The 24,157-nt window shown below is 64.4% G+C and carries 34 protein-coding genes; 3 read left to right on the top strand and 31 right to left on the bottom strand.

Annotated features, from left to right (window positions below):
* Positions 1-63 precede the first annotated feature (63 nt).
* Genes typA through RWO33_RS04620 form a run of 3 tightly spaced genes read left to right on the top strand, consistent with a single transcriptional unit; the run spans position 64 to position 4,064 of the window.
* On the top strand, positions 64-1,911 hold the full coding sequence (typA, locus tag RWO33_RS04630) for a translational GTPase TypA (RefSeq protein ID WP_145481783.1): 1,848 nt from the start codon (positions 64-66) through the stop codon (positions 1,909-1,911).
* Positions 1,912-1,921: 10 nt separating this feature from the next.
* The gene (locus RWO33_RS04625; RefSeq protein ID WP_145481784.1) at positions 1,922-2,407 is read left to right on the top strand and encodes a DUF2127 domain-containing protein; all 486 of its coding nucleotides are present in this window, start codon (positions 1,922-1,924) and stop codon (positions 2,405-2,407) included.
* Between the two features lie 58 nt (positions 2,408-2,465).
* Positions 2,466-4,064 (top strand): amidase, encoded by a 1,599-nt coding sequence (locus RWO33_RS04620; protein ID WP_314102580.1) that lies wholly within the window; start codon positions 2,466-2,468, stop codon positions 4,062-4,064.
* 122 nt (positions 4,065-4,186) lie between these two features.
* On the opposite strand, the gene RWO33_RS04615 is transcribed toward RWO33_RS04620, so the two are convergent.
* The 31 genes from RWO33_RS04615 to tuf form a co-directional block, all read right to left on the bottom strand.
* Positions 4,187-5,338 (bottom strand): mechanosensitive ion channel domain-containing protein, encoded by a 1,152-nt coding sequence (locus tag RWO33_RS04615; RefSeq protein ID WP_314102578.1) that lies wholly within the window; start codon positions 5,336-5,338, stop codon positions 4,187-4,189.
* A 192-nt stretch (positions 5,339-5,530) separates the two neighbouring features.
* Positions 5,531-6,904, bottom strand: coding sequence for a 3-deoxy-7-phosphoheptulonate synthase class II (locus RWO33_RS04610; RefSeq protein ID WP_314102576.1), 1,374 nt, complete (start codon positions 6,902-6,904; stop codon positions 5,531-5,533).
* A 30-nt stretch (positions 6,905-6,934) separates the two neighbouring features.
* Complete coding sequence (locus tag RWO33_RS04605; RefSeq protein WP_145481788.1) at positions 6,935-7,447, bottom strand: disulfide bond formation protein B; 513 nt, start codon at positions 7,445-7,447, stop codon at positions 6,935-6,937.
* A gap of 874 nt (positions 7,448-8,321) precedes the next feature.
* Entirely contained in the window at positions 8,322-8,708 is a 387-nt protein-coding gene (gene rplQ / locus RWO33_RS04600; RefSeq protein ID WP_068849483.1) for a 50S ribosomal protein L17, read from the bottom strand.
* A gap of 198 nt (positions 8,709-8,906) precedes the next feature.
* Positions 8,907-9,905 carry a DNA-directed RNA polymerase subunit alpha gene (rpoA, locus tag RWO33_RS04595; RefSeq protein WP_068849481.1) on the bottom strand — a complete coding sequence of 333 codons (999 nt, stop codon included), beginning with the start codon at positions 9,903-9,905 and terminating at the stop codon, positions 8,907-8,909.
* A gap of 55 nt (positions 9,906-9,960) precedes the next feature.
* Positions 9,961-10,590, bottom strand: a complete 630-nt coding sequence (gene rpsD, locus RWO33_RS04590) for a 30S ribosomal protein S4 (RefSeq protein WP_070208999.1) — start codon at positions 10,588-10,590, stop codon at positions 9,961-9,963.
* A gap of 14 nt (positions 10,591-10,604) precedes the next feature.
* Entirely contained in the window at positions 10,605-10,994 is a 390-nt protein-coding gene (gene rpsK / locus RWO33_RS04585) for a 30S ribosomal protein S11 (protein WP_017355427.1), read from the bottom strand.
* A gap of 12 nt (positions 10,995-11,006) precedes the next feature.
* Positions 11,007-11,363: a 30S ribosomal protein S13 gene (rpsM, locus tag RWO33_RS04580; protein ID WP_017355426.1), complete on the bottom strand. Its 357-nt coding sequence runs from the start codon at positions 11,361-11,363 to the stop codon at positions 11,007-11,009.
* A gap of 363 nt (positions 11,364-11,726) precedes the next feature.
* A complete protein-coding gene (gene secY, locus RWO33_RS04575; RefSeq protein ID WP_145481790.1) occupies positions 11,727-13,082 on the bottom strand; it encodes a preprotein translocase subunit SecY in 1,356 nt (451 codons plus the stop codon).
* Positions 13,083-13,085: 3 nt separating this feature from the next.
* Positions 13,086-13,529, bottom strand: a complete 444-nt coding sequence (rplO, locus tag RWO33_RS04570) for a 50S ribosomal protein L15 (RefSeq protein ID WP_102944243.1) — start codon at positions 13,527-13,529, stop codon at positions 13,086-13,088.
* A 4-nt stretch (positions 13,530-13,533) separates the two neighbouring features.
* Positions 13,534-13,725 (bottom strand): 50S ribosomal protein L30, encoded by a 192-nt coding sequence (gene rpmD, locus RWO33_RS04565; protein ID WP_145481791.1) that lies wholly within the window; start codon positions 13,723-13,725, stop codon positions 13,534-13,536.
* Positions 13,718-14,260: a 30S ribosomal protein S5 gene (gene rpsE / locus RWO33_RS04560; protein WP_038690276.1), complete on the bottom strand. Its 543-nt coding sequence runs from the start codon at positions 14,258-14,260 to the stop codon at positions 13,718-13,720. The genes rpmD and rpsE overlap by 8 nt, the downstream gene beginning before the upstream one ends.
* Before the next feature lie 158 nt (positions 14,261-14,418).
* Entirely contained in the window at positions 14,419-14,772 is a 354-nt protein-coding gene (rplR, locus tag RWO33_RS04555; protein ID WP_019186158.1) for a 50S ribosomal protein L18, read from the bottom strand.
* A 56-nt stretch (positions 14,773-14,828) separates the two neighbouring features.
* Entirely contained in the window at positions 14,829-15,356 is a 528-nt protein-coding gene (gene rplF / locus RWO33_RS04550) for a 50S ribosomal protein L6 (protein WP_145481793.1), read from the bottom strand.
* An 18-nt stretch (positions 15,357-15,374) separates the two neighbouring features.
* Positions 15,375-15,773: a 30S ribosomal protein S8 gene (rpsH, locus tag RWO33_RS04545; RefSeq protein WP_145481794.1), complete on the bottom strand. Its 399-nt coding sequence runs from the start codon at positions 15,771-15,773 to the stop codon at positions 15,375-15,377.
* A gap of 266 nt (positions 15,774-16,039) precedes the next feature.
* On the bottom strand, positions 16,040-16,345 hold the full coding sequence (gene rpsN / locus RWO33_RS04540; protein ID WP_068849472.1) for a 30S ribosomal protein S14: 306 nt from the start codon (positions 16,343-16,345) through the stop codon (positions 16,040-16,042).
* 18 nt (positions 16,346-16,363) lie between these two features.
* Positions 16,364-16,906 carry a 50S ribosomal protein L5 gene (rplE, locus tag RWO33_RS04535; protein WP_145481795.1) on the bottom strand — a complete coding sequence of 181 codons (543 nt, stop codon included), beginning with the start codon at positions 16,904-16,906 and terminating at the stop codon, positions 16,364-16,366.
* 11 nt (positions 16,907-16,917) lie between these two features.
* Positions 16,918-17,235, bottom strand: coding sequence for a 50S ribosomal protein L24 (rplX, locus tag RWO33_RS04530; protein WP_017355416.1), 318 nt, complete (start codon positions 17,233-17,235; stop codon positions 16,918-16,920).
* A 16-nt stretch (positions 17,236-17,251) separates the two neighbouring features.
* Positions 17,252-17,620: a 50S ribosomal protein L14 gene (gene rplN, locus RWO33_RS04525; protein WP_010483978.1), complete on the bottom strand. Its 369-nt coding sequence runs from the start codon at positions 17,618-17,620 to the stop codon at positions 17,252-17,254.
* A 13-nt stretch (positions 17,621-17,633) separates the two neighbouring features.
* Complete coding sequence (rpsQ, locus tag RWO33_RS04520) at positions 17,634-17,903, bottom strand: 30S ribosomal protein S17 (RefSeq protein WP_145481796.1); 270 nt, start codon at positions 17,901-17,903, stop codon at positions 17,634-17,636.
* Positions 17,904-17,914: 11 nt separating this feature from the next.
* Positions 17,915-18,100, bottom strand: coding sequence for a 50S ribosomal protein L29 (gene rpmC / locus RWO33_RS04515; protein ID WP_145481797.1), 186 nt, complete (start codon positions 18,098-18,100; stop codon positions 17,915-17,917).
* Positions 18,100-18,513: a 50S ribosomal protein L16 gene (gene rplP / locus RWO33_RS04510; protein ID WP_070209008.1), complete on the bottom strand. Its 414-nt coding sequence runs from the start codon at positions 18,511-18,513 to the stop codon at positions 18,100-18,102. Before rplP ends, rpmC begins: the two co-directional genes overlap by 1 nt.
* A gap of 5 nt (positions 18,514-18,518) precedes the next feature.
* On the bottom strand, positions 18,519-19,253 hold the full coding sequence (rpsC, locus tag RWO33_RS04505) for a 30S ribosomal protein S3 (RefSeq protein WP_068849461.1): 735 nt from the start codon (positions 19,251-19,253) through the stop codon (positions 18,519-18,521).
* Positions 19,254-19,270: 17 nt separating this feature from the next.
* Positions 19,271-19,606, bottom strand: a complete 336-nt coding sequence (gene rplV / locus RWO33_RS04500) for a 50S ribosomal protein L22 (RefSeq protein ID WP_017355410.1) — start codon at positions 19,604-19,606, stop codon at positions 19,271-19,273.
* A gap of 12 nt (positions 19,607-19,618) precedes the next feature.
* Positions 19,619-19,888, bottom strand: a complete 270-nt coding sequence (gene rpsS, locus RWO33_RS04495) for a 30S ribosomal protein S19 (RefSeq protein WP_017355409.1) — start codon at positions 19,886-19,888, stop codon at positions 19,619-19,621.
* Between the two features lie 6 nt (positions 19,889-19,894).
* Positions 19,895-20,722, bottom strand: a complete 828-nt coding sequence (gene rplB / locus RWO33_RS04490) for a 50S ribosomal protein L2 (protein ID WP_145481798.1) — start codon at positions 20,720-20,722, stop codon at positions 19,895-19,897.
* 10 nt (positions 20,723-20,732) lie between these two features.
* On the bottom strand, positions 20,733-21,032 hold the full coding sequence (rplW, locus tag RWO33_RS04485; RefSeq protein WP_145481799.1) for a 50S ribosomal protein L23: 300 nt from the start codon (positions 21,030-21,032) through the stop codon (positions 20,733-20,735).
* Positions 21,029-21,634 carry a 50S ribosomal protein L4 gene (rplD, locus tag RWO33_RS04480; RefSeq protein ID WP_102944279.1) on the bottom strand — a complete coding sequence of 202 codons (606 nt, stop codon included), beginning with the start codon at positions 21,632-21,634 and terminating at the stop codon, positions 21,029-21,031. Before rplD ends, rplW begins: the two co-directional genes overlap by 4 nt.
* Positions 21,635-21,646: 12 nt before the next feature.
* Entirely contained in the window at positions 21,647-22,297 is a 651-nt protein-coding gene (gene rplC / locus RWO33_RS04475) for a 50S ribosomal protein L3 (RefSeq protein ID WP_102944250.1), read from the bottom strand.
* 11 nt (positions 22,298-22,308) lie between these two features.
* Positions 22,309-22,620 carry a 30S ribosomal protein S10 gene (rpsJ, locus tag RWO33_RS04470; protein WP_010341589.1) on the bottom strand — a complete coding sequence of 104 codons (312 nt, stop codon included), beginning with the start codon at positions 22,618-22,620 and terminating at the stop codon, positions 22,309-22,311.
* Between the two features lie 332 nt (positions 22,621-22,952).
* A complete protein-coding gene (tuf, locus tag RWO33_RS04465; RefSeq protein ID WP_314102503.1) occupies positions 22,953-24,143 on the bottom strand; it encodes an elongation factor Tu in 1,191 nt (396 codons plus the stop codon).
* Positions 24,144-24,157 lie beyond the last annotated feature (14 nt).

Here is a 24,157-nt window from a genome sequence, read left to right as displayed (position 1 = left end):
CACGTTGCCCGTATAATGTTGGACTTCTTTTTCCAAATCCGGCGCCGACTGGCCCCCTTTCGCATGTCTATCGAAAATCTTCGCAACATCGCCATCGTCGCCCACGTCGACCACGGTAAGACCACCCTTGTGGACCAGCTGCTGAAGCAGTCCGGCACCCTCTCCGAGCGCACCGTGCTCGCCGAGCGCGTGATGGACAGCAACGACCAGGAAAAGGAGCGTGGCATCACGATCCTGGCCAAGAACACGGCCATCACCTGGGAAGACAAGCGCACCGGCGTCAAGAACCGCATCAACATCGTCGACACCCCCGGACACGCCGACTTCGGCGGTGAAGTGGAGCGCGTGCTGTCGATGGTGGATACCGTGCTGATCCTGGTCGACGCGATGGACGGCCCGATGCCGCAGACCCGCTTCGTGACCCAGAAGGCGTTCGCGATGGGCTTCAAGCCGATCGTGGTGGTCAACAAGGTCGACCGCCCGGGTTCGCGTCCGGATTGGGTGATCGACCAGGTCTTCGACCTGTTCGACAAGCTCGGCGCCACCAATGAGCAGCTCGACTTCCCGATCGTCTACGCCTCGGCCCTGAACGGTTACGCCGGCCTGGAAGACACCGTGCGCGAAGGCGACATGACCCCGCTGTACGAAGCGATCATGCAGCACGCGCCGAAGCCGGAAGTGGACCCGGAAGGCCCGTTCCAGATGCGCATCAGCCAGCTGGACTACAACAACTTCGTGGGCGTGATCGGCATCGGCCGCGTCCAGCGCGGCACCCTGAAGAAGAACATGCAGGTTGCGGTCATCGACCGTGAAGGCAAGAAGCGCAACGGCAAGGTCGCGCAGGTGCTGGGCTTCCTGGGCCTGGAGCGCATCGAGCAGGACAGCGCCGAAGCCGGTGACATCGTCGCCATCTCCGGCATCCCGGAGCTGACCATCTCCGACACCCTGTGCCACCCGGACACCCCCGAAGCGCTGCCGGCGCTGACCGTGGACGAGCCGACCATCTCGATGACCTTCCAGGTCAACAACTCGCCGTTCGCCGGCAACAAGGACCTGTCCGGTGGCAAGTTCCTGACCAGCCGCCAGATCAAGGACCGCCTGGACCGCGAACAGGTCCACAACGTGGCCCTGAAGGTGGAACAGCTGGAAGACGCCGACAAGTTCCTGGTCTCCGGCCGTGGCGAGCTGCACCTGTCGGTGCTGATCGAGAACATGCGTCGCGAAGGCTATGAACTGGCCGTGTCGCGCCCGGAAGTGATCATCAAGCAGATCGACGGCCAGGCCATGGAGCCGATCGAGCAGCTGGTGGTGGACATCGAGGAAATCCACCAGGGCGGCGTGATGGAAAAGCTGGGCACCCGCAAGGGCGCGCTGAAGAACATGGAGCCGGACGGCAAGGGCCGCGTGCGCCTGGAATACATGATCCCGGCCCGTGGCCTGATCGGTTTCCAGAACGAGTTCAAGACCCTGACCCAGGGTTCGGGCCTGCTGTTCCACGTGTTCGACCATTACGGTCCGAAGGAACAGGGCGCGATCGCCAAGCGCATCAACGGCGTGATGATCGCCAATGCCCCGGGCGCCACCCCGGCTTACTCGCTGGGCCCGCTGCAGGAACGCGGCAAGCTGTTCGCTGCTGAAGGCGACAACGTGTACGAAGGCCAGCTGATCGGTATCCACTCCAAGGACAACGACCTGACCGTCAACGCGATCAAGACCAAGCCGCTGACCAACATGCGCGCTTCGGGCAAGGACGATGCGATCCAGCTGTCGCCGGCGATCAAGTACTCGCTGGAACAGGCCCTGGACTTCATCGAAGACGACGAGCTGGTCGAGATCACCCCGAAGGAGATCCGCCTGCGCAAGAAGTTCCTGACCGAAAGCGACCGCAAGAAGGCGTCGCGCGGCGGTTGATCGGACACTCGTGACCGACACTGCCTACAACCCGGATCCGCATCGGCATCCGGGGCTTCACCTGATCGCCTTGCTGGAAGCCAGCAAGGCGGTCCTGGCGCTGTTGGCTGCGACCGGGCTGGAAGTGCTCGGCCCGCAGCCCCTGCGCGATGGGGTCAATGCCCTGATCCGGCGTTTCAGCCTGGACCCGGATCACGGCACCCTGCCCTCGCTGCTCAACATGATCAGCCCTGATGCCGTCCACCTGGCCGCTGCGGCCATGGTTGCCTACGGCATCCTGCATCTTTTCGAGGCCTGGGGCCTCTGGCGCGCCAAGGCCTGGGCCTCCTGGCTGGGCTGCGTCACCGCCGGCATCTACCTGCCGTTCGACATCTACGCGATCATCCGCCACCCGGGCTGGGCCTCGTGGTCGGTGCTGGTGATCAACCTCATCGTGGTCGGGGTGCTCGCCCGCGACATCCGCAAACGCCATGGCCCGGCCGCACCGCTGGCCTGAGAGTTGCCAAGCGCGGCGGACGCTGGTTAGCCTGAGCGCGGGTACCGGGGATACACGGATGCGCGTACCACTGACATCGCTTGCACTGGGCCTGGTTCTGCTGGGCTGCACGCCCTCGCCTGGGCGTTTGTTCAACCAGGCGCACGCGGCCGCGCCGGCCGGGACGCCCTTCGTCTATGCAGAAACCGACATCACCCAGCTGCAGGCGGCCATGGCCGCGGGCGAGCTGGACAGCGTCACCCTGACCCGCGCCTACCTGGAGCGGATCGCCAGCCTGGACCGTGCCGGACCGCGCCTCAACGCGGTGCTGGAGCTCAACCCGGATGCGCTGAAGGACGCCGCCGCGCTGGATGCCGAACGCCGCCGTGGTCAGCTGCGCGGCCCCCTGCACGGCATTCCGCTGCTGCTCAAGGACAACATCGGTGCCCGCCCGATGGGGACCAGTGCCGGCGCGCTGGTGCTGACCGGGTTCCGCCCCGACGATGCCTTCCTGGTCACCCGGCTGCGCGCGGCCGGGGCGCTGATCCTGGGCAAGGCCAACCTCAGCGAGTGGGCCAACTTCCGCTCCAGCGCGTCGGTGTCCGGCTGGAGCGCACGCGGCGGCCAGACCCGCAACCCTTACCGCCTCAATTACAGCCCCTGCGGTTCCAGCAGCGGCAGCGCGGTGGCGGTGTCAGCGAACCTGGCCGCGGCGGCGGTAGGTACCGAAACCGACGGCAGCATCGTCTGCCCGGCGGCGATGAACGGCGTGGTGGGCCTGAAGCCCACCGTGGGGCTGGTCAGCCGCGATGGCATCGTGCCGATCTCCTTCAGCCAGGACACCGCCGGGCCGATTGCACGCAGCGTGGCCGACGCCGCCGCGCTGCTGACCGCGATGGCCGGCCGCGATGATGCGGACCCGGCCACCGCGACCATGCCCGGCCGCGCGGTATACGACTACACCGCGCGCCTGACCCCCGATGGCCTGCGCGGCGCCCGCATCGGCGTGCTGCACGGCCCGCTGGACCAGCAGCCCGGGGTGGCGCCGGCCCTGCCGCACGCCATCGGCGTGCTGCGCGATGCCGGTGCGGTGGTGGTGCCGGTCGAGCTACCGACGCAGGGCCAGTGGGAAGACGCTGAACGCGTGGTGCTGCTGCATGAGTTCAAGGCCGGCCTGCAGCGCTACCTGGTCCGCCACCAGGCGCCGGTGCGCGACCTGGACGCGATCATCACCTACAACCGTACGCATGCCGACAAGGAGCTGGTGCTGTTCGGCCAGGACCTGATGGAAAGCGCCGCGCAGGCCGACGGACTGGGCAGCCCGGCGTACATCGCCGCGCGCACCCAGGCGCGCCGGCTGGCCGGTCCCGAAGGCATCGACGCGGTGCTCAAGGCCGAACGGCTGGACGCGCTGGTGGCGCCGACCACCGGCGCCGCGTGGCCGATCCGTGCCGGCAAGGGCGATGATTTCCCGGGTGGAAATTACAGCGCCGCCGCGGTGGCAGGCTACCCGAGCCTGACCGTGCCCATGGCGCACGTAAACGGTCTGCCGCTGGGGTTGCTGTTCATGGGCACGGCCTGGAGCGAGCCCAGGCTGATCGAACTGGCCTACGACTACGAGCAGCGCACACGGGCGCGGCGGCCGCCCAGGTTCGGGACCGAGGCGTCGTTGCCGTAAGTTGGCTGCGGTCCGGCCAACGGCCGGGGCTACGAATTCCTGCGGGCGCATTGGGATCGGGATCAACCCGCCATGGCTCCGGATACCCTGGCGGTAGCGCCGGCCGTTGGCCGGCCCACGCACTACTGTGATCGCACGAGATCGTCGACCGCCACCACTGCCGGCGGACCATCTTCGGCACCCGGCGAACGCACGTCGTCGGCCGGCTGCGACCGCGGACCGCGGGTGGCCGGGTCGGGGCGATCCAGTATCTCCGCCCGCGTGCGCGGCAGCGCCTGCGGGTACTCGCGGGCGAGGAAATCGAGCATGCGCTCGCGCACGATGCAGCGCAGGTCGAAGGCGTCGCCGGAGTTGCGCGCGCTGACCAGCAGGCGCACCTGCAGTGTGTGTTCGCTGGTTTCGGTCACCTGGGTCACGCAGACGCGGCCATCCCACAGGCTTTCGCCTTTGCAGATGCGCTCGAGCTCGGCGCGGATGGCCACGATCGGGGCGCGGTAGTCCAGCCACAGGAACGCGGTGCCCAGCAGGTCGGCGCTCCGCCTCGTCCAGTTCTGGAACGGGTTCTCGATGAACCAGGTCAACGGCACCACCATGCGCCGTTCGTCCCAGATCCGCACCACTACGTAGCTGCTGCCGATCTCTTCCACCCGCCCCCACTCGCCTTCGACGATCACCACATCGTCCAGCCGGATCGGCTGGGTCAGCGCGATCTGCAGGCCGGCGATCAGGTTGCCGAATACGGGCTTGGCGGCGATGCCGGCCACCAGGCCGATGATGCCGGCCGAGGCCAGCAGTGCGGTACCGATCTGGCGCACCATCGGGAAGGTCAGCAGCACCATCGATGCGCCGACCAGGATGATCGCGCCCATCAGCACGCGACTGAGCACGCGGGTCTGGGTCTGGATGCGACGCGCGGCCAGGTTGTCGGCCACTTCCATCGGGTTGTCGCGCAGGATGGCCTGTTCGCCGGCGGCGACGGCACGCACCAGCAGCCAGATGAAGCAGGCGGTCAGGCCGATATGCAGGAGGCGCAGCGACTGGTCGAGCCAGCGGCCCTCGAGGGGCGTGGCTTCGAGTGCCGGGATCAGCACCAGCAACGGCAGGGCGAAGGCCAGCGGCCGACTGATCACGCGCGCGATGCGCGCGCGGCGGTAGTCGCGCCCCTTGAGCCGGCGGGTGAGCAGCATCAATGCCCACCACCCGCTGATACCGATCGCAAGCGCGATCCCGATCGGCCACAGATACGCGGCCGCCATCTGCCAATCCACGTGCATGCACGCTCCCGTGTTGATCACAAAGGGAGCCCTAGCGTGCCAAACACGACATGACCGGAGCGTAGAGCCACGCCCTGCGTGGCTGCGCGGCGCCGGAACGGAGAGCAGCCACGCTGGGCGTGGCTCTACGCTTCGTTCTGGCACCGCGGGGACACGCATGGCGTGTCTCTACGGCACGAAGACGTTACCCGGTCAGACGCCCTGCTTGCGCACGATGGCCATGGCGATCTCAAGCGACTGGTCGTAGTTCAGGCGGGGGTCCACCGACGAGCGATAGGCGCGCTCCAGGTCGCGCTCGGTCAACTCGCGTGCGCCACCGGTGCACTCGGTGACATCCTCGCCGGTCAGCTCCAGGTGCACGCCACCGAGACGCGTGCCTGCGGCGGCGTGCAGGTCGAAGGACATTTCCACTTCGCTGCGCACGTTGTCGAAGCGGCGGGTCTTGAAGCCGTTGCTGGTGCTTTCGGTATTGCCGTGCATGGCGTCGCAGACCCACAGCACGCGCCGCCCGTCGCGCTTTACCGCGTCAAGCAGCGGCGGCAGTTTCTCGGCGATCTGGGCGGCGCCCATGCGGTGGATGAAGCTGAGGCGGCCGGGCTCGTCGTCGGGATTGAGCACGTCGATCAGGCGCAGCAGCTGGTCGGGCTGCACGGAAGGACCAACCTTGATGGCGATGGGGTTGCGCACGCCACGCAGGTATTCGACATGGGCGCCGTCGAGGGCGGCGGTACGCATGCCGATCCACGGGTAATGCGTGCTCAGGTTCAGCCAGCCATGCTGGCGCGGGACCTGACGGGTCAGCGCCTGCTCGTACGGCAGCAGCAGGGCTTCGTGCGAGGTGTAGAAATCGATCCGGTTGAGGTTGTAGACCTGGGCGCCGGACAGGGTTTCCATGAAGCGCACGGCATCGCCGATGGACGAGACCATCTTCTGGTAATCGGTGGCCAGCGGCGAATGCCGCACCCACTCCAGGTTCCAGTACTCGGGGTGGTGCAGGTCGGCGAACCCGCCATCGATCAGGGCGCGCACGAAGTTCATGGTCATGGCGGAGTGCGCGTGGGCCTGCAGCATGCGCCGCGGGTCGGGCAGGCGCGCGGCTTCGGTGAACTCGGGGGCATTGATCACGTCGCCCCGGTAACTGGGCAGGGTCACGCCATCGCGGGTCTCGGTGTCGGCCGAGCGCGGCTTGGCATACTGGCCGGCGAAGCGGCCGACGCGGATGACGGGTTTGCGCATGCCATGCACCAGCACCAGGCTCATCTGCAGCAGGACTTTGAGCCGGTTGGAGATGGTGGTCGATTCGCAGTCGCTGAAGTTTTCGGCGCAGTCGCCGCCCTGCAGCAGGAAGCGCTTGCCCTCCTGGGCGTCGGCGAGCTGCTGCTTGAGCGAGAGGATCTCCCAGGACGTGACCAGTGGGGGCAGGCGCTTGAGCTCATGCAGCGAGGTGTCGAGCGCGACCGGATCCGGGTACGTGGGCATCTGCAGCGCGGGCCGGCCGCGCCAGCTCTCGGGCGACCAGTCGGTCGGCACGGAAGCGTTGGGGGTGGCGCGGTCGGAGGCAGTCATCGGAATATCCAGGAGAACAACGGAAAGGAATCAGTGGCGACGGGCAGGACGGCGGAACGAGACCACCAGCGCCCACAGGCCCAGCAGCGAGAACCACACCAGGCTCCACATCGGCATGGTCAGGCCGAGGAAGGTCCAGTCGATGTTGCCGCAGTTGCCGGTACCGGTAAGCACGGTGCGGAACACTTCGAACGGCCCCATCGTCTCACTCAGGAACGACAGCGGCGGGCCGCAGCTGGAGCCCATGTCCTGCGGCAGCATCTGCACGTACACATGGCGTCCGGCGATGCCGATGCCCACGGCGGCGGCAATGAAGGCCAGCACGCCATAGGTGATGCGCCCAGGCCGGTCGCGCGGCCCGTGCAGGGCTCCGATAAGGAACAGCAGTCCCAGCGCGGCGAAGGCGATGCGCTGGAAGATGCACAACGGGCACGGTTCCAGCCCCATCTTCAGCTGCAGCCAGATGGCATAGCCAAGCAGTGCGGCACAGACCAGGAACCCCAGCAGGAACTGGGCGCGGTAATTCCAGCGCAATGGATTCATTGCCAACACTCGTGAAAGTCCAGGAAGCAAGATTAACAGGGTGCCGCGCGGTTCATGCTGCGGCAGTTCGCCGTATGTCGGCCCTGTGCGCCATACGGTCTGTTTCAGCCACCGGGCTTAAACCGCTCGTATCGCCGGGCTCTGCCCGGCTGCTGTTGGTTCCAGGCAAACAGCCGCGCGGCGTCACTGTCCACTGCCCGGCCGTGCCGGGTGCGGGTTTGCGGGGTCGCCGCAAGTACGTCCCTGTAGGCTAAGCAGCGCCATCCATGGCGCTGATTCCCCCGCAAACCCACCCCCGCCACGGCCCCGAAGTTGCGTCGGTATGCACAGGGCCCATCGGCCGGGCGTGGGAGGCCGCGATCTGATGGACGCCGGGCACGCCCGGCCCTGCTTCGATGACGAAGAGCCGGCGGCGAAGCGGTGACTGGGCACTAGGCACCGGGCGCCCGACAACGCGAAGACGCGAAGACGCGAAGACGACACCAAGTAGCGCCGGGCTCTGCCCGGCTGCCTGCCGAAGCCGAAGGCGGGCTCAGCCCGAGCCTCCACCCGATTGCGGCCTCCCCTGCCCGCCCATGAGGCCCTATGCGCACCGACCATGTTGGTGGCCACGGCCGGGGTGGGTTTGCGGGGGTCTGAGCCGCATGGATGCGGCGACGAAGCCTACAAGGACGTACTTGCGGCGCCCCCCGCAAACCCGCACCGGCCGGGGCCGGGCAGTGGACGGTGACGCCGCGCGGCTGTTCGCCTGAAAGCCAGAGCAGCCGGGCAGAGCCCGGCTCTACGCAGCGCTGGCACTCCCGCCGGTTGCCACAAAAGAAAAACCCGGCGCAGGGCCGGGTTCTTCAGCAAAACTTGGGGTGCAGCGCGTCGATTATTCTTCGACGGCTTCAGCCACGGCGGCCGGACGGTCGACCAGTTCGACGTAGGCCATCGGCGCGTTGTCGCCGGCGCGGAAACCGCACTTCAGCAGGCGCAGGTAGCCGCCCGGACGGTTCGCGTAACGCGGGCCCAGGGTGGTGAACAGGTTGCCGACGGCTTCGTTGTCGCGCAGGCGGGCGAAGGCCAGACGACGGTTGGCGACGGAGTCGACCTTGGCCAGGGTGATCAGCGGCTCGGCGACGCGGCGCAGTTCCTTGGCCTTCGGCAGGGTGGTCTTGATCAGCTCGTGCTTGAACAGCGACGCGGCCATGTTCTTGAACATTGCTTCGCGGTGGGCGCTGGTGCGGCTGAACTTGCGGCCGGACTTCATGTGACGCATGGGACTATTCCTTCAAAAATAATGTTGGATCGGTTGGGTTTCGCTGTCGCCTTCCCGGCGTTGCTGCTTGGACTGCGGATGGTCCGGTGCCGGCCCTCCTGGCCGACCGTCACCGCAGGCTGGTGCCTGTCGGTGCGAGGTGCTGCGGGTAAAGCCCCCGCACCCGAAGGTGCGGGGTGAAACGTCTGCTTCGCTGGATCAGCCGAGCATGCCGTGCTGGGCGACACCGGCCGGCGGCCAGTTCTCCAGCTTCATGCCGAGCGAAAGACCGCGCTGGGCGAGGACTTCCTTGATCTCGGTCAGCGACTTCTTGCCGAGGTTCGGGGTCTTGAGCAGTTCCACTTCGGTCTTCTGGATCAGATCGCCGATGTAGTAGATGCTCTCGGCCTTCAGGCAGTTGGCCGAACGCACGGTCAGTTCCAGGTCGTCGATCGGGCGCAGCAGCACCGGATCCACGCCGTTGTTGGCCGGCTTGGCCGCACCGCGGTCGCGGTGGGTGAAGTCACCGAAGACCGACAGCTGATCGCTGAGGATGTCGGCGGCGGTGCGCACGGCTTCCTCGGCATCGATCGTGCCGTTGGTTTCGATGTCCAGCACCAGCTTGTCCAGATCGGTACGCTGTTCGACGCGGGCCGCTTCCACCGAATAGGCGACGCGACGGACCGGCGAGAACGACGCGTCCAGGACCAGACGACCGATGGCACGGGTTTCTTCATCCGGACGACGACGCGCGGCGGCCGGCTGGTAGCCGAAACCACGCTCGATCTTCAGGCGCATGTTGACTGCCGTGTCCTTGGTCAGGTGGCAGATGACATGATCCGTGTTGAGGATCTCGACGTTGTGGTCGACCTTGATATCGGCAGCGGTCACGACACCCGGACCCTGCTTGGACAGCGACAGCGTCGCGCTGTCACCGGTGTGCATACGGATCGCCACGTCCTTCAGGTTGAGCAGGACTTCAAGCACGTCCTCCTGCAGACCTTCAAGGGTGGTGTACTCGTGCAGAACGCCGTCGATCTCGACTTCCGTGATGGCGAAGCCCGGGATGGACGACAGCAGCACGCGACGCAGGGCATTGCCCAGCGTATGCCCGTAACCACGCTCCAAGGGTTCGATAACGACCTTGGCGCGGGTGTCGGTAAGGCGTTCGATCTGCGGACCACGAGGACGCAGAACCTGGTTGGCGGTAACCGTCATGTTGCGGGTTCTCCTAGTGAACCCCCGGCCGTCGCCGGGGGCTCTCCAATGTGAATTACTTCGAATACAACTCGACGATCAGCGCTTCGTTGATATCCGCAGGCAGGTCCGAACGATCCGGCACGGCCTTGAAGATGCCGGCGAACTTGCCCGCATCCACTTCGATCCACGACGGGCGCAGGTCATGCGTGCTGGACACGGTCAGCGCTTCCTGCACGCGAAGCTGCTTGGCAGCCTTCTCGGACAGGGCAACAGCGTCGCCAGCCTTGACCTGGTACGAAGCCAGGTTGACCGACTTGCCGTTGACCGTGACACCGCGGTGCGAGACCAGCTGACGGGCAGCCGGACGGGTCACAGCGAAGCCCATGCGGTAGACAACGTTGTCCAGGCGGGTTTCCAGCAGCTGCAGGAGGTTCTCGCCGGTGTTGCCCTTCTTGGTCGAGGCCTTCTTGTAGTAGTTGCGGAACTGACGCTCCAGCAGACCGTAGATACGCTTGACCTTCTGCTTTTCACGCAGCTGGGTGGCGTAGTCGGACAGCTTGCCCTTGCGGGCGGTCGCGCCGTGCTGGCCGGGCTTCTGCTCCAGCTTGCACTTGGAGTCCAGCGCACGGGCCGGGCTCTTGAGGGAAAGGTCGGCGCCTTCGCGGCGGGCGAGCTTACAGGTAGGACCGATATAACGAGCCATTTCTTATCGCTCCTTTAGACGCGACGCTTCTTCGGCGGACGGCACCCGTTGTGCGGGATAGGCGTCACGTCGATGATGTTGGTGATCTTGTAGCCCACGTTGTTCAGCGAGCGCACGGCCGACTCACGACCCGGACCCGGGCCCTTGATGCGGACTTCCAGGGACTTGACGCCGTAGTCGAGCGCGGCGCGGCCGGCCTTCTCGGCAGCCACCTGGGCAGCGAACGGGGTGGACTTACGCGAACCGCGGAAGCCAGCGCCACCGGACGTCGCCCACGACAGAGCGTTGCCCTGGCGGTCGGTGATGGTCACGATGGTGTTGTTGAAAGAAGCGTGGACGTGGGCGACGCCGTCAGTGACGACGCGCTTGATCTTCTTCTTGGTCTTAGCGACGGGCTTAGCCATTTCTTAGGTCCCTTACTTCCTGATCGCCTTGCGCGGGCCCTTGCGGGTGCGGGCGTTGGTACGGGTGCGCTGACCACGCAGCGGCAGGCCGCGACGGTGACGCAGACCGCGGTAGCAGCCCAGGTCCATCAGGCGCTTGATCGCGATACCGATTTCACGGCGCAGATCGCCTTCCACGATGTACTTGGCCACTTCCGAGCGCAGACGCTCGATTTCCGGCTCCGACAGATCGCGGATCTTGGTGGTCGAGGTCACGCCTGCAGCGTCGCAGACCTTCTTCGAACGGGTACGGCCGATGCCGTAAATGCTTTGCAACCCGACCCAGACGTGCTTCTGGGCTGGCAGGTTGACGCCTGCAATACGCGCCATGACGCGGTTCTCCAGCTGAGTGATGGCCGACAGCGCACCCGGGGGGCGCCGATCCGGCAGGATGTATCCAAAAGTGAACTAGCGATACTAACAAGGTTCCGGTTTACATGGAAGCCCGTGAAACCTGAAAGGTTTCATGGACCCGGCCCAGGGAGTGTGCCCAGGCTCCGGCGCCGGACCAGGTTGACCGCGGTGAAAAGGCCCTTGCGAGCCTTTCCCCGGTGTCGCCCGCGCTACTCCAGCGCGGAACCACCCGATCTCACCCCCACCCGGAACCGCTGCAGGGGCCGCCCTTCGTTTGTGTGGCCAGGTCCGCGAAGCGGAGGACCATCACGTCAGGAAGACGAAAGTATAACAGGCCAATCAGCCGCGGGCAAAACCGCCGCGGTTGCCGCCCTTCAGGTTGGCCTTCTTCAGAAGGCTCTCGTACTGGTGCGACATCAGGTGCGCCTGGATCTGCGCAATGAAGTCCATCACCACCACCACCACGATCAGCAGCGAGGTGCCGCCGAAGTAGAACGAGGCATTCAGCTGCGTGCGCATGATTTCCGGCAGCAGGCAGACGATCACCAGGTAGGCCGAGCCGGCCGCGGTCAGGCGGGTCAGCACGCCGTCGATGTAATCAGCGGTGGCCTTGCCCGGACGGATGCCCGGGATCAGCGCGCCCGACTTCTTCAGGTTGTCGGCGGTTTCCTGCGAGTTGAACACCAGCGCGGTATAGAAGAACGCGAAACCGGTGATCAGCGCCGCGAACACGATCATGTGCAGCGGCTCGCCCGGACCCAGGGCGTTGGCGACCTTCTGCAGCCAGGTGGCCGAGCTGGCCTGGCCGGACCACATGGCCAGGGTGGTCGGGAACGCCAGGATGCTGGAGGCGAAGATGGCCGGGATCACACCCGCCATGTTCAGCTTCAGCGGCAGGAACGAGGTCTGGTTCATGTACGCGTTGCGGCCGCCCTGGCGACGTGCGTAGTTCACCGTGATGCGGCGCTGGCCGCGTTCGACGAACACCACGAAGAAGGTGAAGGCCAGCACCACCAGCGCGATCAGCAGCAGCTGGATGAACTGCAGGTTGCCCTCGCGGAACGCATCGAAGGTATGGATGACCGCGCCCGGCAGGCCGGCGACGATGCCGGCGAAGATGATCAGCGACACACCGTTGCCGATGCCACGCTCGGTGACCTGCTCGCCAACCCACATCAGGAAGATGGTACCGGCGGTCAACGCGACCACCGCGGTGAGCACGAAGCCCATGCCCGGGGCATAGACGACCGGCGCACCGGTCGGGGACAGCTGGTTCTGCAGCGCCAGCGCAATGCTGCCGCCCTGCACCACCGCCAGCAACACGGCGCCGATGCGGGAATATTGGGTGATCTTGCGGCGACCGGACTCACCTTCCTTCTGCATCGCCTTGAGCGCGGGGAAGATGTGGACGGCCAGCTGCATCACGATGGATGCCGAGATGTACGGCATCACGTTCAGCGCGAAAATGCTGAAGCGGTGCAGGGCGCCGCCCGAGAACATGTTGAACATGTCCACGATACCGCCGCCCTGCGCCTCCATGAGCGCAAGCATGGCATCGGGATTGACGCCCGGCACCGGCACATAACAGCCGATGCGGTAGACGATCAACGCCCCGACGACGAACAGCAGACGCTGGCGAAGTTCCGTGAACTTGCCGAGCCCGCCGCCCAGGTTACCAATGCCCGCTTGCGCCATGTCTTACTCCTGTACGCTGCCGCCGGCAGCTTCGATCGCGGCCTTGGCACCGGCCGTTGCTGCGACGCCCTTCAGGGTGAAGGCCTTGGTCAGGCCGCCCTTCATGACGATCTTGGCCTTCTTGGCCGTGCTCGGGACCAGCTTCGCAGCGCGCAGCGCGGCGAAATCGATCTCACCGGCTTCCAGGCGATCCAGCTGGTAGGACAGCACTTCTGCGGTGTCCTTGGCCATCTTGGAACGGAAGCCGATCTTCGGCAGACGGCGCTGCATCGGGGTCTGGCCGCCTTCGAAGCCAGCCTTGATCTTGCCGCCACCCTTACGGGCGAACGAGCCCTTGTGGCCGCGGCCGGCAGTCTTGCCCAGGCCAGAGCCGATACCGCGGCCGACGCGGGTGCGTTCGGTGCGGGCGCCCGGTGCCGGGCTCAGTTCATTGAGACGCATGGTCATTGGATTATTCCTCAACCTTGACGAGGTAGTGGACCTTGTTGATCAGACCGCGAACCTGCGGGCTGTCCTTCAGTTCACGCACATCGTTGAGCTTGTTCAGGCCCAGCGCCTTCACCGACAGGCGGTGACGCGACTGGGAGCCACGCAGGCCACGCACCAGGCGGACCTTGACAGTCTTGACGGTGTCATTAGCCATGGTTGAGATCCTCCACCTTCTTGCCGCGCTTGGCCGCGATGCGGGCCGGCGACTGCATTTCGGACAGACCCTTCAGGGTGGCACGAACCAGGTTGATCGGGTTGCGCGAACCGACGGCCTTGGCCAGCACGTTCTTCACGCCCACCGCTTCCAGCACGGCGCGCATGGCACCACCGGCGATCACACCGGTACCTTCCGAGGCCGGCATCATGAACACGCGGGCTGCGCCGTGGCCGGACTTCACCGGGTGCCACAGGGTGCCGTTGTTCAGATCGACGTCGGCCAGGTTCTTGCGGGCCTGCTCCATCGACTTCTGGATGGCGACCGGCACTTCGCGCGCCTTGCCATAACCGAAACCGACCTTGCCTGCGCCGTCACCGACCACGGTCAGTGCGGTGAAGGTGAACTGGCGGCCGCCCTTGACGGTCTTGCTGACGCGGTTGACCGCGACCAGCTTTTCGATCATGCCGTCGTCGACTTTCTCTTCGCGGTTACGGTCGCGATCGCGACCCCGCTGCTGACGTTCTTCTGCCATGTTGATTCCTTGATTGATTGGGTATGTACGGCTCGGGGCCGCTTATAGCTGTGGAATGAAGCGGTGGATCGAGCGCCCCTGCAGAAGAAGGACGTCGCCCGGCACAACCCGTGCCGGCAGGCAGGCGGAAGCGGGGACCAGCCCCGCTTCCTTATCCCTTAGAACTGCAGGCCGCCTTCGCGGGCTGCATCGGCCAGTGCCTTGATGCGGCCGTGGTAGCGGTAGCCCGAGCGGTCGAACGCGACCTTCTCGATGCCCGCAGCCTTGGCGCGCTCGGCAACCAGCTTGCCGACCTTGGCGGCGGCGTCGCTGTTCTTGCCGTTCTTCAGGCCTTCCTTGACGTCGGCCTGGGTGGTGTTGGCAGCTGCCAGCACCTTGGAGCCGTCGGCGGTGAAGACCTGGGCGTACAGGTGCTGACCGGTGCGCAGCACCGACAGACGCGGCACGCCGAGGACACGGATGTGTGCGCGGGTGGACTTGGCGCGACGCAGGCGAGCAATGTTCTTGTTCATGATATTTATCCTTGAAAGCTGAAGACGTGGCTACTCCCCCATCAGGGGACTCGCGCTTAGGCCTTCTTGGCTTCCTTACGAATGATGACTTCGCCGGCGTACTTCACACCCTTGCCCTTGTAGGGCTCCGGCGGACGGTAACCACGGATCTTGGCGGCGACTTCGCCGACCAGCTGCTTGTCGGTGCCCTGGACCAGGATTTCGGTCTGGGTCGGGGTCGACAGCGTGATGCCTTCCGGCGCCACGTACAGGACCGGGTGCGAGAACCCGAGCGACAGGTTCAGGTCCTTGCCCTGCATGGCGGCACGGTAACCGACGCCGACCAGCTCGAGCTTGCGCTCGAAGCCTTCGGTGACGCCCTTGACCATGTTGGCCAGGATGGCGCGCACGGTGCCGGTCAGGGCAACCAGGTCGTCATTGCTGGCGGACAGGGTGGCAACGCCGTCGGCGACGGAGATTTCGATACCGGCGACCTTCGGCAGCGACAGGGTGCCCTTCGGGCCCTTCACGCTGACGGATTCCGGCTGGATGTTCAGTTCAACGCCCTTGGGCAGGTTGACCGGCTTCTTGGCTACGCGGGACATAGGTTTCTCCTTCTCGCCTTAGGCCACGAAGCACAGGACTTCGCCGCCGACGCCCAACTGGCGCGCCTGCGCATCAGTCATGATGCCCTTGGAGGTGGAAATGATGGCGATGCCCAGGCCGTTGAGGACCTTCGGCAGCTCGGACTTGCCACGGTACTGGCGCAGACCCGAACGCGAGAAGCGCTTCAGGGTCTCGATGACCGGCTTGCCCTCGAAGTACTTCAGGACGATTTCAAGCTCGGCCTTGTTGTTCTCGGTCTTGGTCACGCGCAGGTCGGTGATGTAGCCCTCGGCCTTCAACACTTCTGCGATTGCAACCTTGATCTTGGAGGACGGTGCCTTCACCGTCTGCTTGCCAACCGCGGCCGCATTCTTGATGCGTACCAGCAGGTCGGCGATGGGATCAGTCATGCTCATAGTCGATACCTTTGAGTGCACCGATATCCGCTTTCGCGAAAATCTTGCTGTTTTTTTGAATGCCTGGATGGGCCAGGACCCTGTGTAACGTGAATCGGCCGACCAGAGGCCAGCCCACCCCCTGCCCCTGACGAGGCAAGACCGGGAGTATACGACAAAAAGAGCCCGACTTGCGTCGGACTCTCTTTTTCGAGATGAACCTGAACAGCCGGCCCATCCCCTGCCCCGCGCCGTGAGGCGCGGTCCAGGTGGAAGGGATTACTCCCTTACCAGCTTGCCTTGCGCAGGCCCGGCACGTCGCCGCGCATGGTGGCTTCGCGCAGCTTGTTGCGGCCGAGGCCGAACTTGCTGTACACGCCACGCGGACGGCCCGACAGTTCGCAACGGTTGCGGTGGCGGCTCGGCGACGAATCGCGCGGCAGCTTCTGCAACTTGATCACGGCCTGTTCCTTCTCTTCGTACGAAGCGGTCGTGCTGGAGATGATCTTCTTCAGCTCTTCACGCTTGCCGGCGTACTTGACGGCCAGCTTCGCACGCTTCAGGTCGCGGTTGACCATGGAGGTCTTTGCCATTTCGGAATCCTCGACGTATCAGTTACGGAACGGGAACTTGAACGCTGCGAGCAGCGCCTTCGCTTCCGCATCGGTCTTGGCGGTGGTGGTGATGGCGATATCCATGCCGCGGATCGCGTCGACGGCGTCGAAGTCGATTTCCGGGAAGATGATCTGTTCCTTCACACCCATGTTGAAGTTGCCACGACCGTCGAAGGAACGACCCGAGACACCACGGAAGTCGCGCACGCGCGGCAGCGAGATGTTGATCAGGCGGTCCAGGAACTCATACATCTTGGCGCGACGCAGCGTGGTCTTGCAGCCGATCGGCCAACCATCGCGGATCTTGAACGAAGCCACCGAGACACGGGACTTGGTCACGATCGGCTTCTGGCCGGAGACCTTGGCCATGTCGGCGACGGCATTTTCCAGGATCTTCTTGTTGGTCGCCGCTTCGCCGACACCCATGTTCAGGGTGACCTTGACCAGCTTCGGGACCTGCATCGGATTGGTGTAGCCGAACTGCTTCATCAGCGCCGGCACCACTTCTTCCTGGTAGAACTTTTCCAGACGGGAAGTCATCTTCTCATTCCTCAGGCGTCGAGCGCCTCACCGCTGGAGCGGAACACACGCAGTTTGCGTCCATCCTCCAGCACCTTGAAGCCAACGCGCTCGCCCTTGCCCGAAGCCGGGTTGAGCACATTCACGTTGGAGATATGGATCGACGCTTCACGCTCGACCACGCCGCCGGCAACGCCTGCCTGCGGGTTCGGCTTGGTGTGGCGCTTGACGATGTTCACGTTGGCGACGATCACGCGATCGCCGTCGACGCGGACGACTTCGCCCTGCTTGCCCTTGTCCTTGCCGGTGTTGACGACGACCTGGTCGCCCTTCTTGATACGGTTAGCCATGATTATCTCCTGTCGCTCACAGCACTTCGGGAGCGAGCGAGACGATCTTCATGAACTTCTCGGAACGAAGTTCACGGGTCACCGGCCCGAAGATGCGGGTGCCGATCGGCTCTTGCTTGTTGTTGAGCAGGACCGCGGCGTTGCCGTCGAAACGGATCAGCGAGCCATCGGCGCGACGCACACCCTTGCGGGTACGCACCACGACGGCGTCATACACTTCACCCTTCTTGACCTTGCCGCGCGGAATTGCATCCTTCACGGTGACCTTGATGATGTCGCCGATGCCGGCGTAACGGCGCTTGGAACCACCCAGCACCTTGAAGCACATCACCTGCTTGGCACCGGAGTTATCCGCGACATCAAGGTAGCTCTGCATCTGGATCATGATTCAGATCTCCTTATTGAGCCGCACGCGTGATGACTTCCACCACGCGCCAGTTCTTGGTCTTGGACATCGGAGCAATTTCGGTCACGCGCACGACATCACCTTCGTTGCAGGTGTTGTCGGCATCGTGAGCGTGCAGCTTGGTCGAACGCTTCAAGTACTTGCCATACAGCTTGTGCTTGACCAGGCGTTCCACCAGCACGGTGACCGTCTTGTCCATCTTGTTGCTGACGACACGGCCTTCGACCGTGCGCAGCGCCTTGTTTTCAGTATTGTCGCTCATCGCGGCCATCCTTACTTTTTGCTGCCGAGCAGGGTCTTGACGCGAGCAATCTCGCGGCGGACCCGGCGGGTTTCGTGAGTCTTCGGCAGCTGCCCGGTGACCTGCTGCATACGGAGCGAGAACTGCTCCTTACGCAGGTCGGTCAGGTGGGACTTCAGATCGTCAGCCGACTTTTCGCGAAGTTGTTTGATATCCATCACATCACCGTCCGGGTCACGAAAGTGGTGGTCACGGAGAGCTTGGCTGCTGCCAGGCGGAACGCCTCGCGTGCCACGTCTTCTGCCACACCCTCAATTTCATAGATCATGCGGCCGGGCTGGATCTGGGCGACCCAATATTCCACGTTGCCCTTACCAGAACCCATTCGGACTTCGATGGGCTTCTTGGTGATCGGCTTGTCCGGGAACACTCGGATCCACATCTTGCCACCGCGCTTGACGTAGCGGCTGATCGAGCGGCGGGCCGCTTCGATCTGACGCGCGGTCAGCTGACCGTGGGCGGTTGCCTTCAGGCCGTATTCGCCGAAGCTGACAGCGTTGGCGCTCCAGCTCAGGCCATCGTTACGGCCCTTGTGTACCTTGCGGTACTTGGTTCGCTTGGGTTGCAACATTGTCGTTACCTCGCTTCACGGGCCGGGCGCTGACGGTCACCGCGGTCGCCGCGATCGTTACGATCGTTGCGCGACGGGGTGTCGTCCTGCTTTTCCTGGCCAACCTGGGAGAAATCGAAAACCTCGCCCTTGTAGATCCAGACCTTGATGCCGATGATGCCGTAGGTCGTCTTGGCTTCAGCGAAGCCATAGTCGATGTCGGCACGCAGCGTGTGCAGCGGCACGCGGCCTTCGCGGTACCACTCCGAACGGGCGATTTCAGCACCGTTCAAGCGGCCACCGACGTTGACCTTGATGCCCAGGGCACCGAGGCGCATCGCGTTGCCGACCGAGCGCTTCATGGCGCGGCGGAACATGATGCGACGCTCCAGCTGCTGCGCGATCGACTCGGCAACCAGCTGTGCGTCCAGCTCGGGCTTGCGCACTTCGGTGACGTTGATGTGCGCCGGGACGCCCATCATTTCGCTCACTTCCTTGCGCAGCTTCTCGATGTCCTCGCCACGCTTGCCGATCACCACGCCCGGACGGGCGGTGTGGATCGTCACGCGGGCGGTCTTGGCCGGACGCTCGATGAGGATCTTGCTGATGCCGGCCTGCGCGAGCTTCTTGCGCAGCATGTCCCGCACCTTCAGGTCGGCCGCCAGGTAACCAGCGAACTCGGCCTTGTTGGCGTACCACTTGGAGTTCCAGTCCTTGGAAATGCCGAGGCGGATACCAATCGGATGAACTTTATGACCCATGGTGTTTTCCTTTCCGCTTACTTGCCGGCGCCCACAACCACAGTGATGTGGCTGGTGCGCTTGAGGATGCGGGTGCCGCGGCCTTTCGCCCGCGCCATGAAACGCTTCAGGGTCGGACCTTCATCAACCATGATGGTCTGAACCTTCAGCTCGTCGACGTCGGCGCCCTGGTTGTTCTCGGCATTGGCAATAGCCGACTCCACCACCTTCTTGATCAGGTGGGCAGCCTTCTTGTCCGAGAACTTCAGCAGGTTGACCGCACGCTCGGCCGGCAGGCCGCGCACCTGGTCAGCGACCAGGCGGGCTTTCTGCGCAGAGATGCGCGCGGAGCGCAGGATTGCTTTCGCTTCCATTGTCATCTCTCCTTACTTGCCCGACTTCTTGTCACCACCGTGACCCTTGAAGGTCCGGGTGATGGCAAATTCGCCGAGCTTGTGGCCGACCATGTTCTCGTTGACGAGCACCGGAACGTGGTTCTTACCGTTATGAACGGCGATGGTGATGCCTACCATTTCCGGCAGGATCATCGAACGGCGCGACCAGGTCTTGATCGGCTTCTTGCTACCCGCAGCGGCCTCCACCTTCTTGACGAGGTGGTGATCGACGAACGGGCCCTTCTTGAGTGAACGTGCCATGGTCGATTAGCCCCTACGATCGCGGACGATGAATTGCTGGGTGCGCTTGTTCTTGCGCGTCTTGTAGCCCTTGGTCGGGACACCCCACGGGGTGACCGGATGCGGGTTACCCTGGCCGGCCTTCGCCTCACCACCACCGTGCGGGTGGTCAACCGGGTTCATGGCAGCACCACGAACGGTCGGGCGGACACCGCGCCAGCGCTTGGCGCCAGCCTTGCCCAGCTTTTCCAGGTTGTGCTCGTCGTTACCGACTTCACCGATGGTGGCGCGGCACTCGACGGGGACCTTGCGCATTTCACCCGAGCGCAGGCGCAGGGTGGCGAACTGGCCTTCGCGAGCGACGAGCTGCACGGCAGCGCCGGCGGCACGCGCGATCTGGGCACCCTTGCCCGGCTTCAGTTCGATGCCGTGGACAGTGGTACCGACCGGGATGTTACGCAGCGGCAGGGTGTTACCGGCCTTGATCGGCGCATCCGAACCCGCGATCACCTGGTCACCGGCCTTCAGGCCCTTCGGTGCGATGATGTAGCGGCGTTCGCCGTCGACGTAGCACAGCAGGGCGATATGGGCGGTGCGGTTCGGATCGTATTCGATGCGTTCCACGCGCGCCGGAATGCCTTCCTTGTTGCGCTTGAAGTCGATCAGACGGTAATGCTGCTTGTGACCACCGCCCACGTGACGGGTGGTGATGCGACCGTGGTGGTTACGACCACCGGAATTGCTCTTCGGCTCCAGCAACGCTGCGTGCGGTGCGCCCTTGTGCAGATCGGGCGTAACCACGCGCACGGCCGAACGGCGGCCGGGGGAAGTGGGCTTGAATTTCATCAATGGCATGGGATGTACCTCAGGCCTTGGCCGTTACATCGATGGACTGGCCATCGGCGAGACGCACGTATGCCTTGCGCCAATCGCCGCGGCGGCCGTTGCGGTTACGGAAGGACTTGTTCTTGCCCTTCACGTTCAGCACGTTGACCGCTTCGACCTTGACGTCGAACAGCTGCTCGACCGCGGCCTTTACATCGGCCTTGGTGGCTTCGTTCGAGATCTCGAAGACATACTGGTTGGAATGTTCCTGCAGGCGCGCGGTCTTTTCGGAGACTCGCGGGGCACGCAGCACGCTGAAGACTTTTTCGTTGCTGTTCATGCCAGCCACTCCTCGACCTTCTTGACCGCATCCGCGGTGATGACGACCGTGTCGGCACCGACCAGCGACACCGGGTCCAGGCCCTGCACGTCACGCACTTCCACGTAGGGAACGTTGCGCGCCGACAGGTACAGGTGCTCGGAGGCTTCCTCGGTGACGATCAGCGGACGCTTGCCCACTTCCAGGCCGGCCAGCTTGGCGATCAGACCCTTCGTGCTGGTCGCTTCGACGTCGAAGGACTCCACGATGGTCAGGCGGCCCTGGCGGTTCAGCTCGGACAGGATCGCGCACATGGCGGCACGGTACTGCTTGCGGTTGACCTTCTGCTCGAAGCTGCGCGGCTTGGCCGCGAAGGTGACACCGCCGCCGACGAAGATCGGAGCCGTCAGCGCGCCATGACGCGCACCGCCGCCCTTCTGCTTCTTCGACTTCTTGGTGGTACCAGCCACTTCAGAGCGAGTCTTCTGTGCCTTGGTGCCGGCGCGACCGGCGTTGCGATAGGCGACGACGACCTGGTGGACCAGATCTTCGCTGAAATCGCGACCGAACACGGCATCGGAGACCGAGACCTTGTTGTTGCTACCCGTGATAACGAGTTCCATCGTCATCTCTCCTTATGCCTTGCTAGCCGGACGCACGATCACGTCACCACCCGCAGCGCCAGGCACGGCGCCACGAATCGCGATCAGACCGCGCTCGACGTCGACCTTGACAACTTCCAGGTTCTGCGTGCTCTGCTGCACGGCACCCATGTGGCCCGACATCTTCTTGCCCGGGAAAACGCGACCCGGGGTCTGGCGCTGGCCCAGCGAACCCGGCGCGCGATGCGACAGCGAGTTACCGTGGGTTGCATCGCCCATACGGAAGTTGTAGCGCTTGATGGTGCCCTGGAAGCCCTTACCCTTGGTGACACCCTGGACGTCGACCTTCTGGCCAACTTCGAAGATGTCCGCCTTGACTTCGCCGCCAACGGCGAAATCGCCGAGCTGCGCGTCTTCAACGCGGAATTCCCACAGGCCACGACCCGCTTCCACCTTCGCCTTGGCGAAGTGGCCGGCTTCCGGCTTGTTGACCAGGGCAGCGCGACGCGCGCCGACGGTCACCTGCACGGCGCTGTAGCCGTCGGCTTCGACGGTCTTGATCTGCGCGATGCGGTTCGGGGTTGCTTCAATCAGGGTCACCGGGATGGCGCGGCCATCTTCGGTGAACACGCGGCTCATGCCAGCCTTGCGGCCCACGAAGCCCAACGAATATTTCTTCGTCATGGTCGTAGTCCTCAGGTCAGCTTGATCTGAACGTCGACGCCGGCAGCCAGTTCGAGCTTCATCAGCGCGTCCACGGTCTTGTCGTTGGGGTCGACGATATCGAGCACGCGCTTGTGCGTGCGGGTCTCGTACTGGTCACGCGCGTCCTTGTCGACGTGCGGGGAAACGAGAATGGTGTAACGCTCGATCTTGGTCGGCAGCGGGATCGGGCCACGCACTTGCGCGCCGGTCCGCTTTGCCGTTTCTACGATCTCGCTGGCCGAACGGTCGATCAAACGATGATCGAACGCCTTCAACCGAATCCGGATCTTTTGGTCCGCCATGACGGTGGGTTCCTTCGTTAAAAGAGCGACGGACAAGGCCTCTGGGTTGCCTTGTCCCATGAATATCCTGAATGCGGACGCCGCGCATTCCTGCGCGGCGACAAGATCTTTCCGTAGACCTCAAAAATCGAGGCAGACCGGTCTCCCGATCTGCCCAGACAAAAAGTATAGCGCGCATGCAACACAGCGGTCAACAGGGGTCCTGTTGACATGCCTGAATGGCGCGACCCTTCCTGGCCTGGGGAACACGAGGTGCGTCCTGCGCCTCTTTTCCCGTTTTGATACGCCCCGATGCCCTACCCAGGCAACATCGGGGCGCAGATTCTAGCAGATTACGCGACGATCTTGGAGACCACGCCGGCGCCGACGGTACGGCCGCCTTCGCGGATCGCGAAGCGCAGGCCTTCGTCCATGGCGACCGGGTTGATCAGCTCGACGGTCATCTTGACGTTGTCACCCGGCATCACCATTTCCACGCCTTCCGGCAGGTTGGCCTTGCCGGTGATGTCGGTGGTGCGGAAGTAGAACTGCGGGCGGTAGCCGTTGAAGAACGGGGTGTGACGGCCGCCTTCGTCCTTCGACAGCACGTACACTTCGCCTTCGAAGGTGGTGTGCGGCTTGATCGAACCCGGCTTGGCCAGGACCTGGCCACGCTCGACGTCGTCACGCTTGGTGCCGCGCAGCAGCAGACCGGCGTTGTCGCCTGCCTGACCCTGGTCAAGCAGCTTGCGGAACATTTCCACGCCGGTCACGGTGGTCTTCTGGACCGGACGGATACCGACGATTTCGATTTCTTCGCCGACCTTGATCACGCCGCGCTCGATACGACCGGTCACCACGGTGCCGCGGCCCGAGATCGAGAACACGTCTTCCACCGGCATCAGGAACGGCTTGTCGATCGCACGCTCCGGCTCCGGGATCCAGGTGTCCAGGGCGTCGACCAGCTTCAGGATCGCCGGCACGCCGATGTCGCTCTGGTCGCCTTCCAGCGCCAGACGGGCCGAACCCGAGATGATCGGGGTGTCGTCGCCCGGGAAGTCGTACTTGCTCAGCAGCTCGCGGACTTCCATTTCGACCAGTTCCAGCAGCTCGGCGTCGTCCACCATGTCGGCCTTGTTCAGGAACACGACGATGTACGGCACGCCGACCTGGCGCGACAGCAGGATGTGCTCGCGGGTCTGCGGCATCGGGCCGTCAGCAGCCGAACAGACCAGGATCGCGCCGTCCATCTGCGCGGCACCGGTGATCATGTTCTTGACGTAGTCAGCATGGCCCGGGCAATCGACGTGCGCGTAGTGGCGCTTTTCGGATTCGTATTCGACGTGCGCGGTCGAGATCGTGATGCCACGAGCCTTTTCTTCCGGTGCGGCGTCGATGGCGTCATACGCCTTGAATTCGCCACCGAAGCGCTCGGCGCCGATCTTGGTGAGTGCGGCGGTCAGCGTGGTCTTGCCATGGTCGACGTGACCGATGGTGCCGACGTTGACGTGCGGCTTGGTGCGTTCGAACTTACCCTTTGCCATTGTTGTAACCCTTG

The organism is uncultured Stenotrophomonas sp. (assembly GCF_963519925.1).
GTDB classification, from domain to species: domain Bacteria; phylum Pseudomonadota; class Gammaproteobacteria; order Xanthomonadales; family Xanthomonadaceae; genus Stenotrophomonas; species Stenotrophomonas maltophilia_AE.
This window is presented reverse-complemented; position numbering and strand designations above follow the sequence as displayed.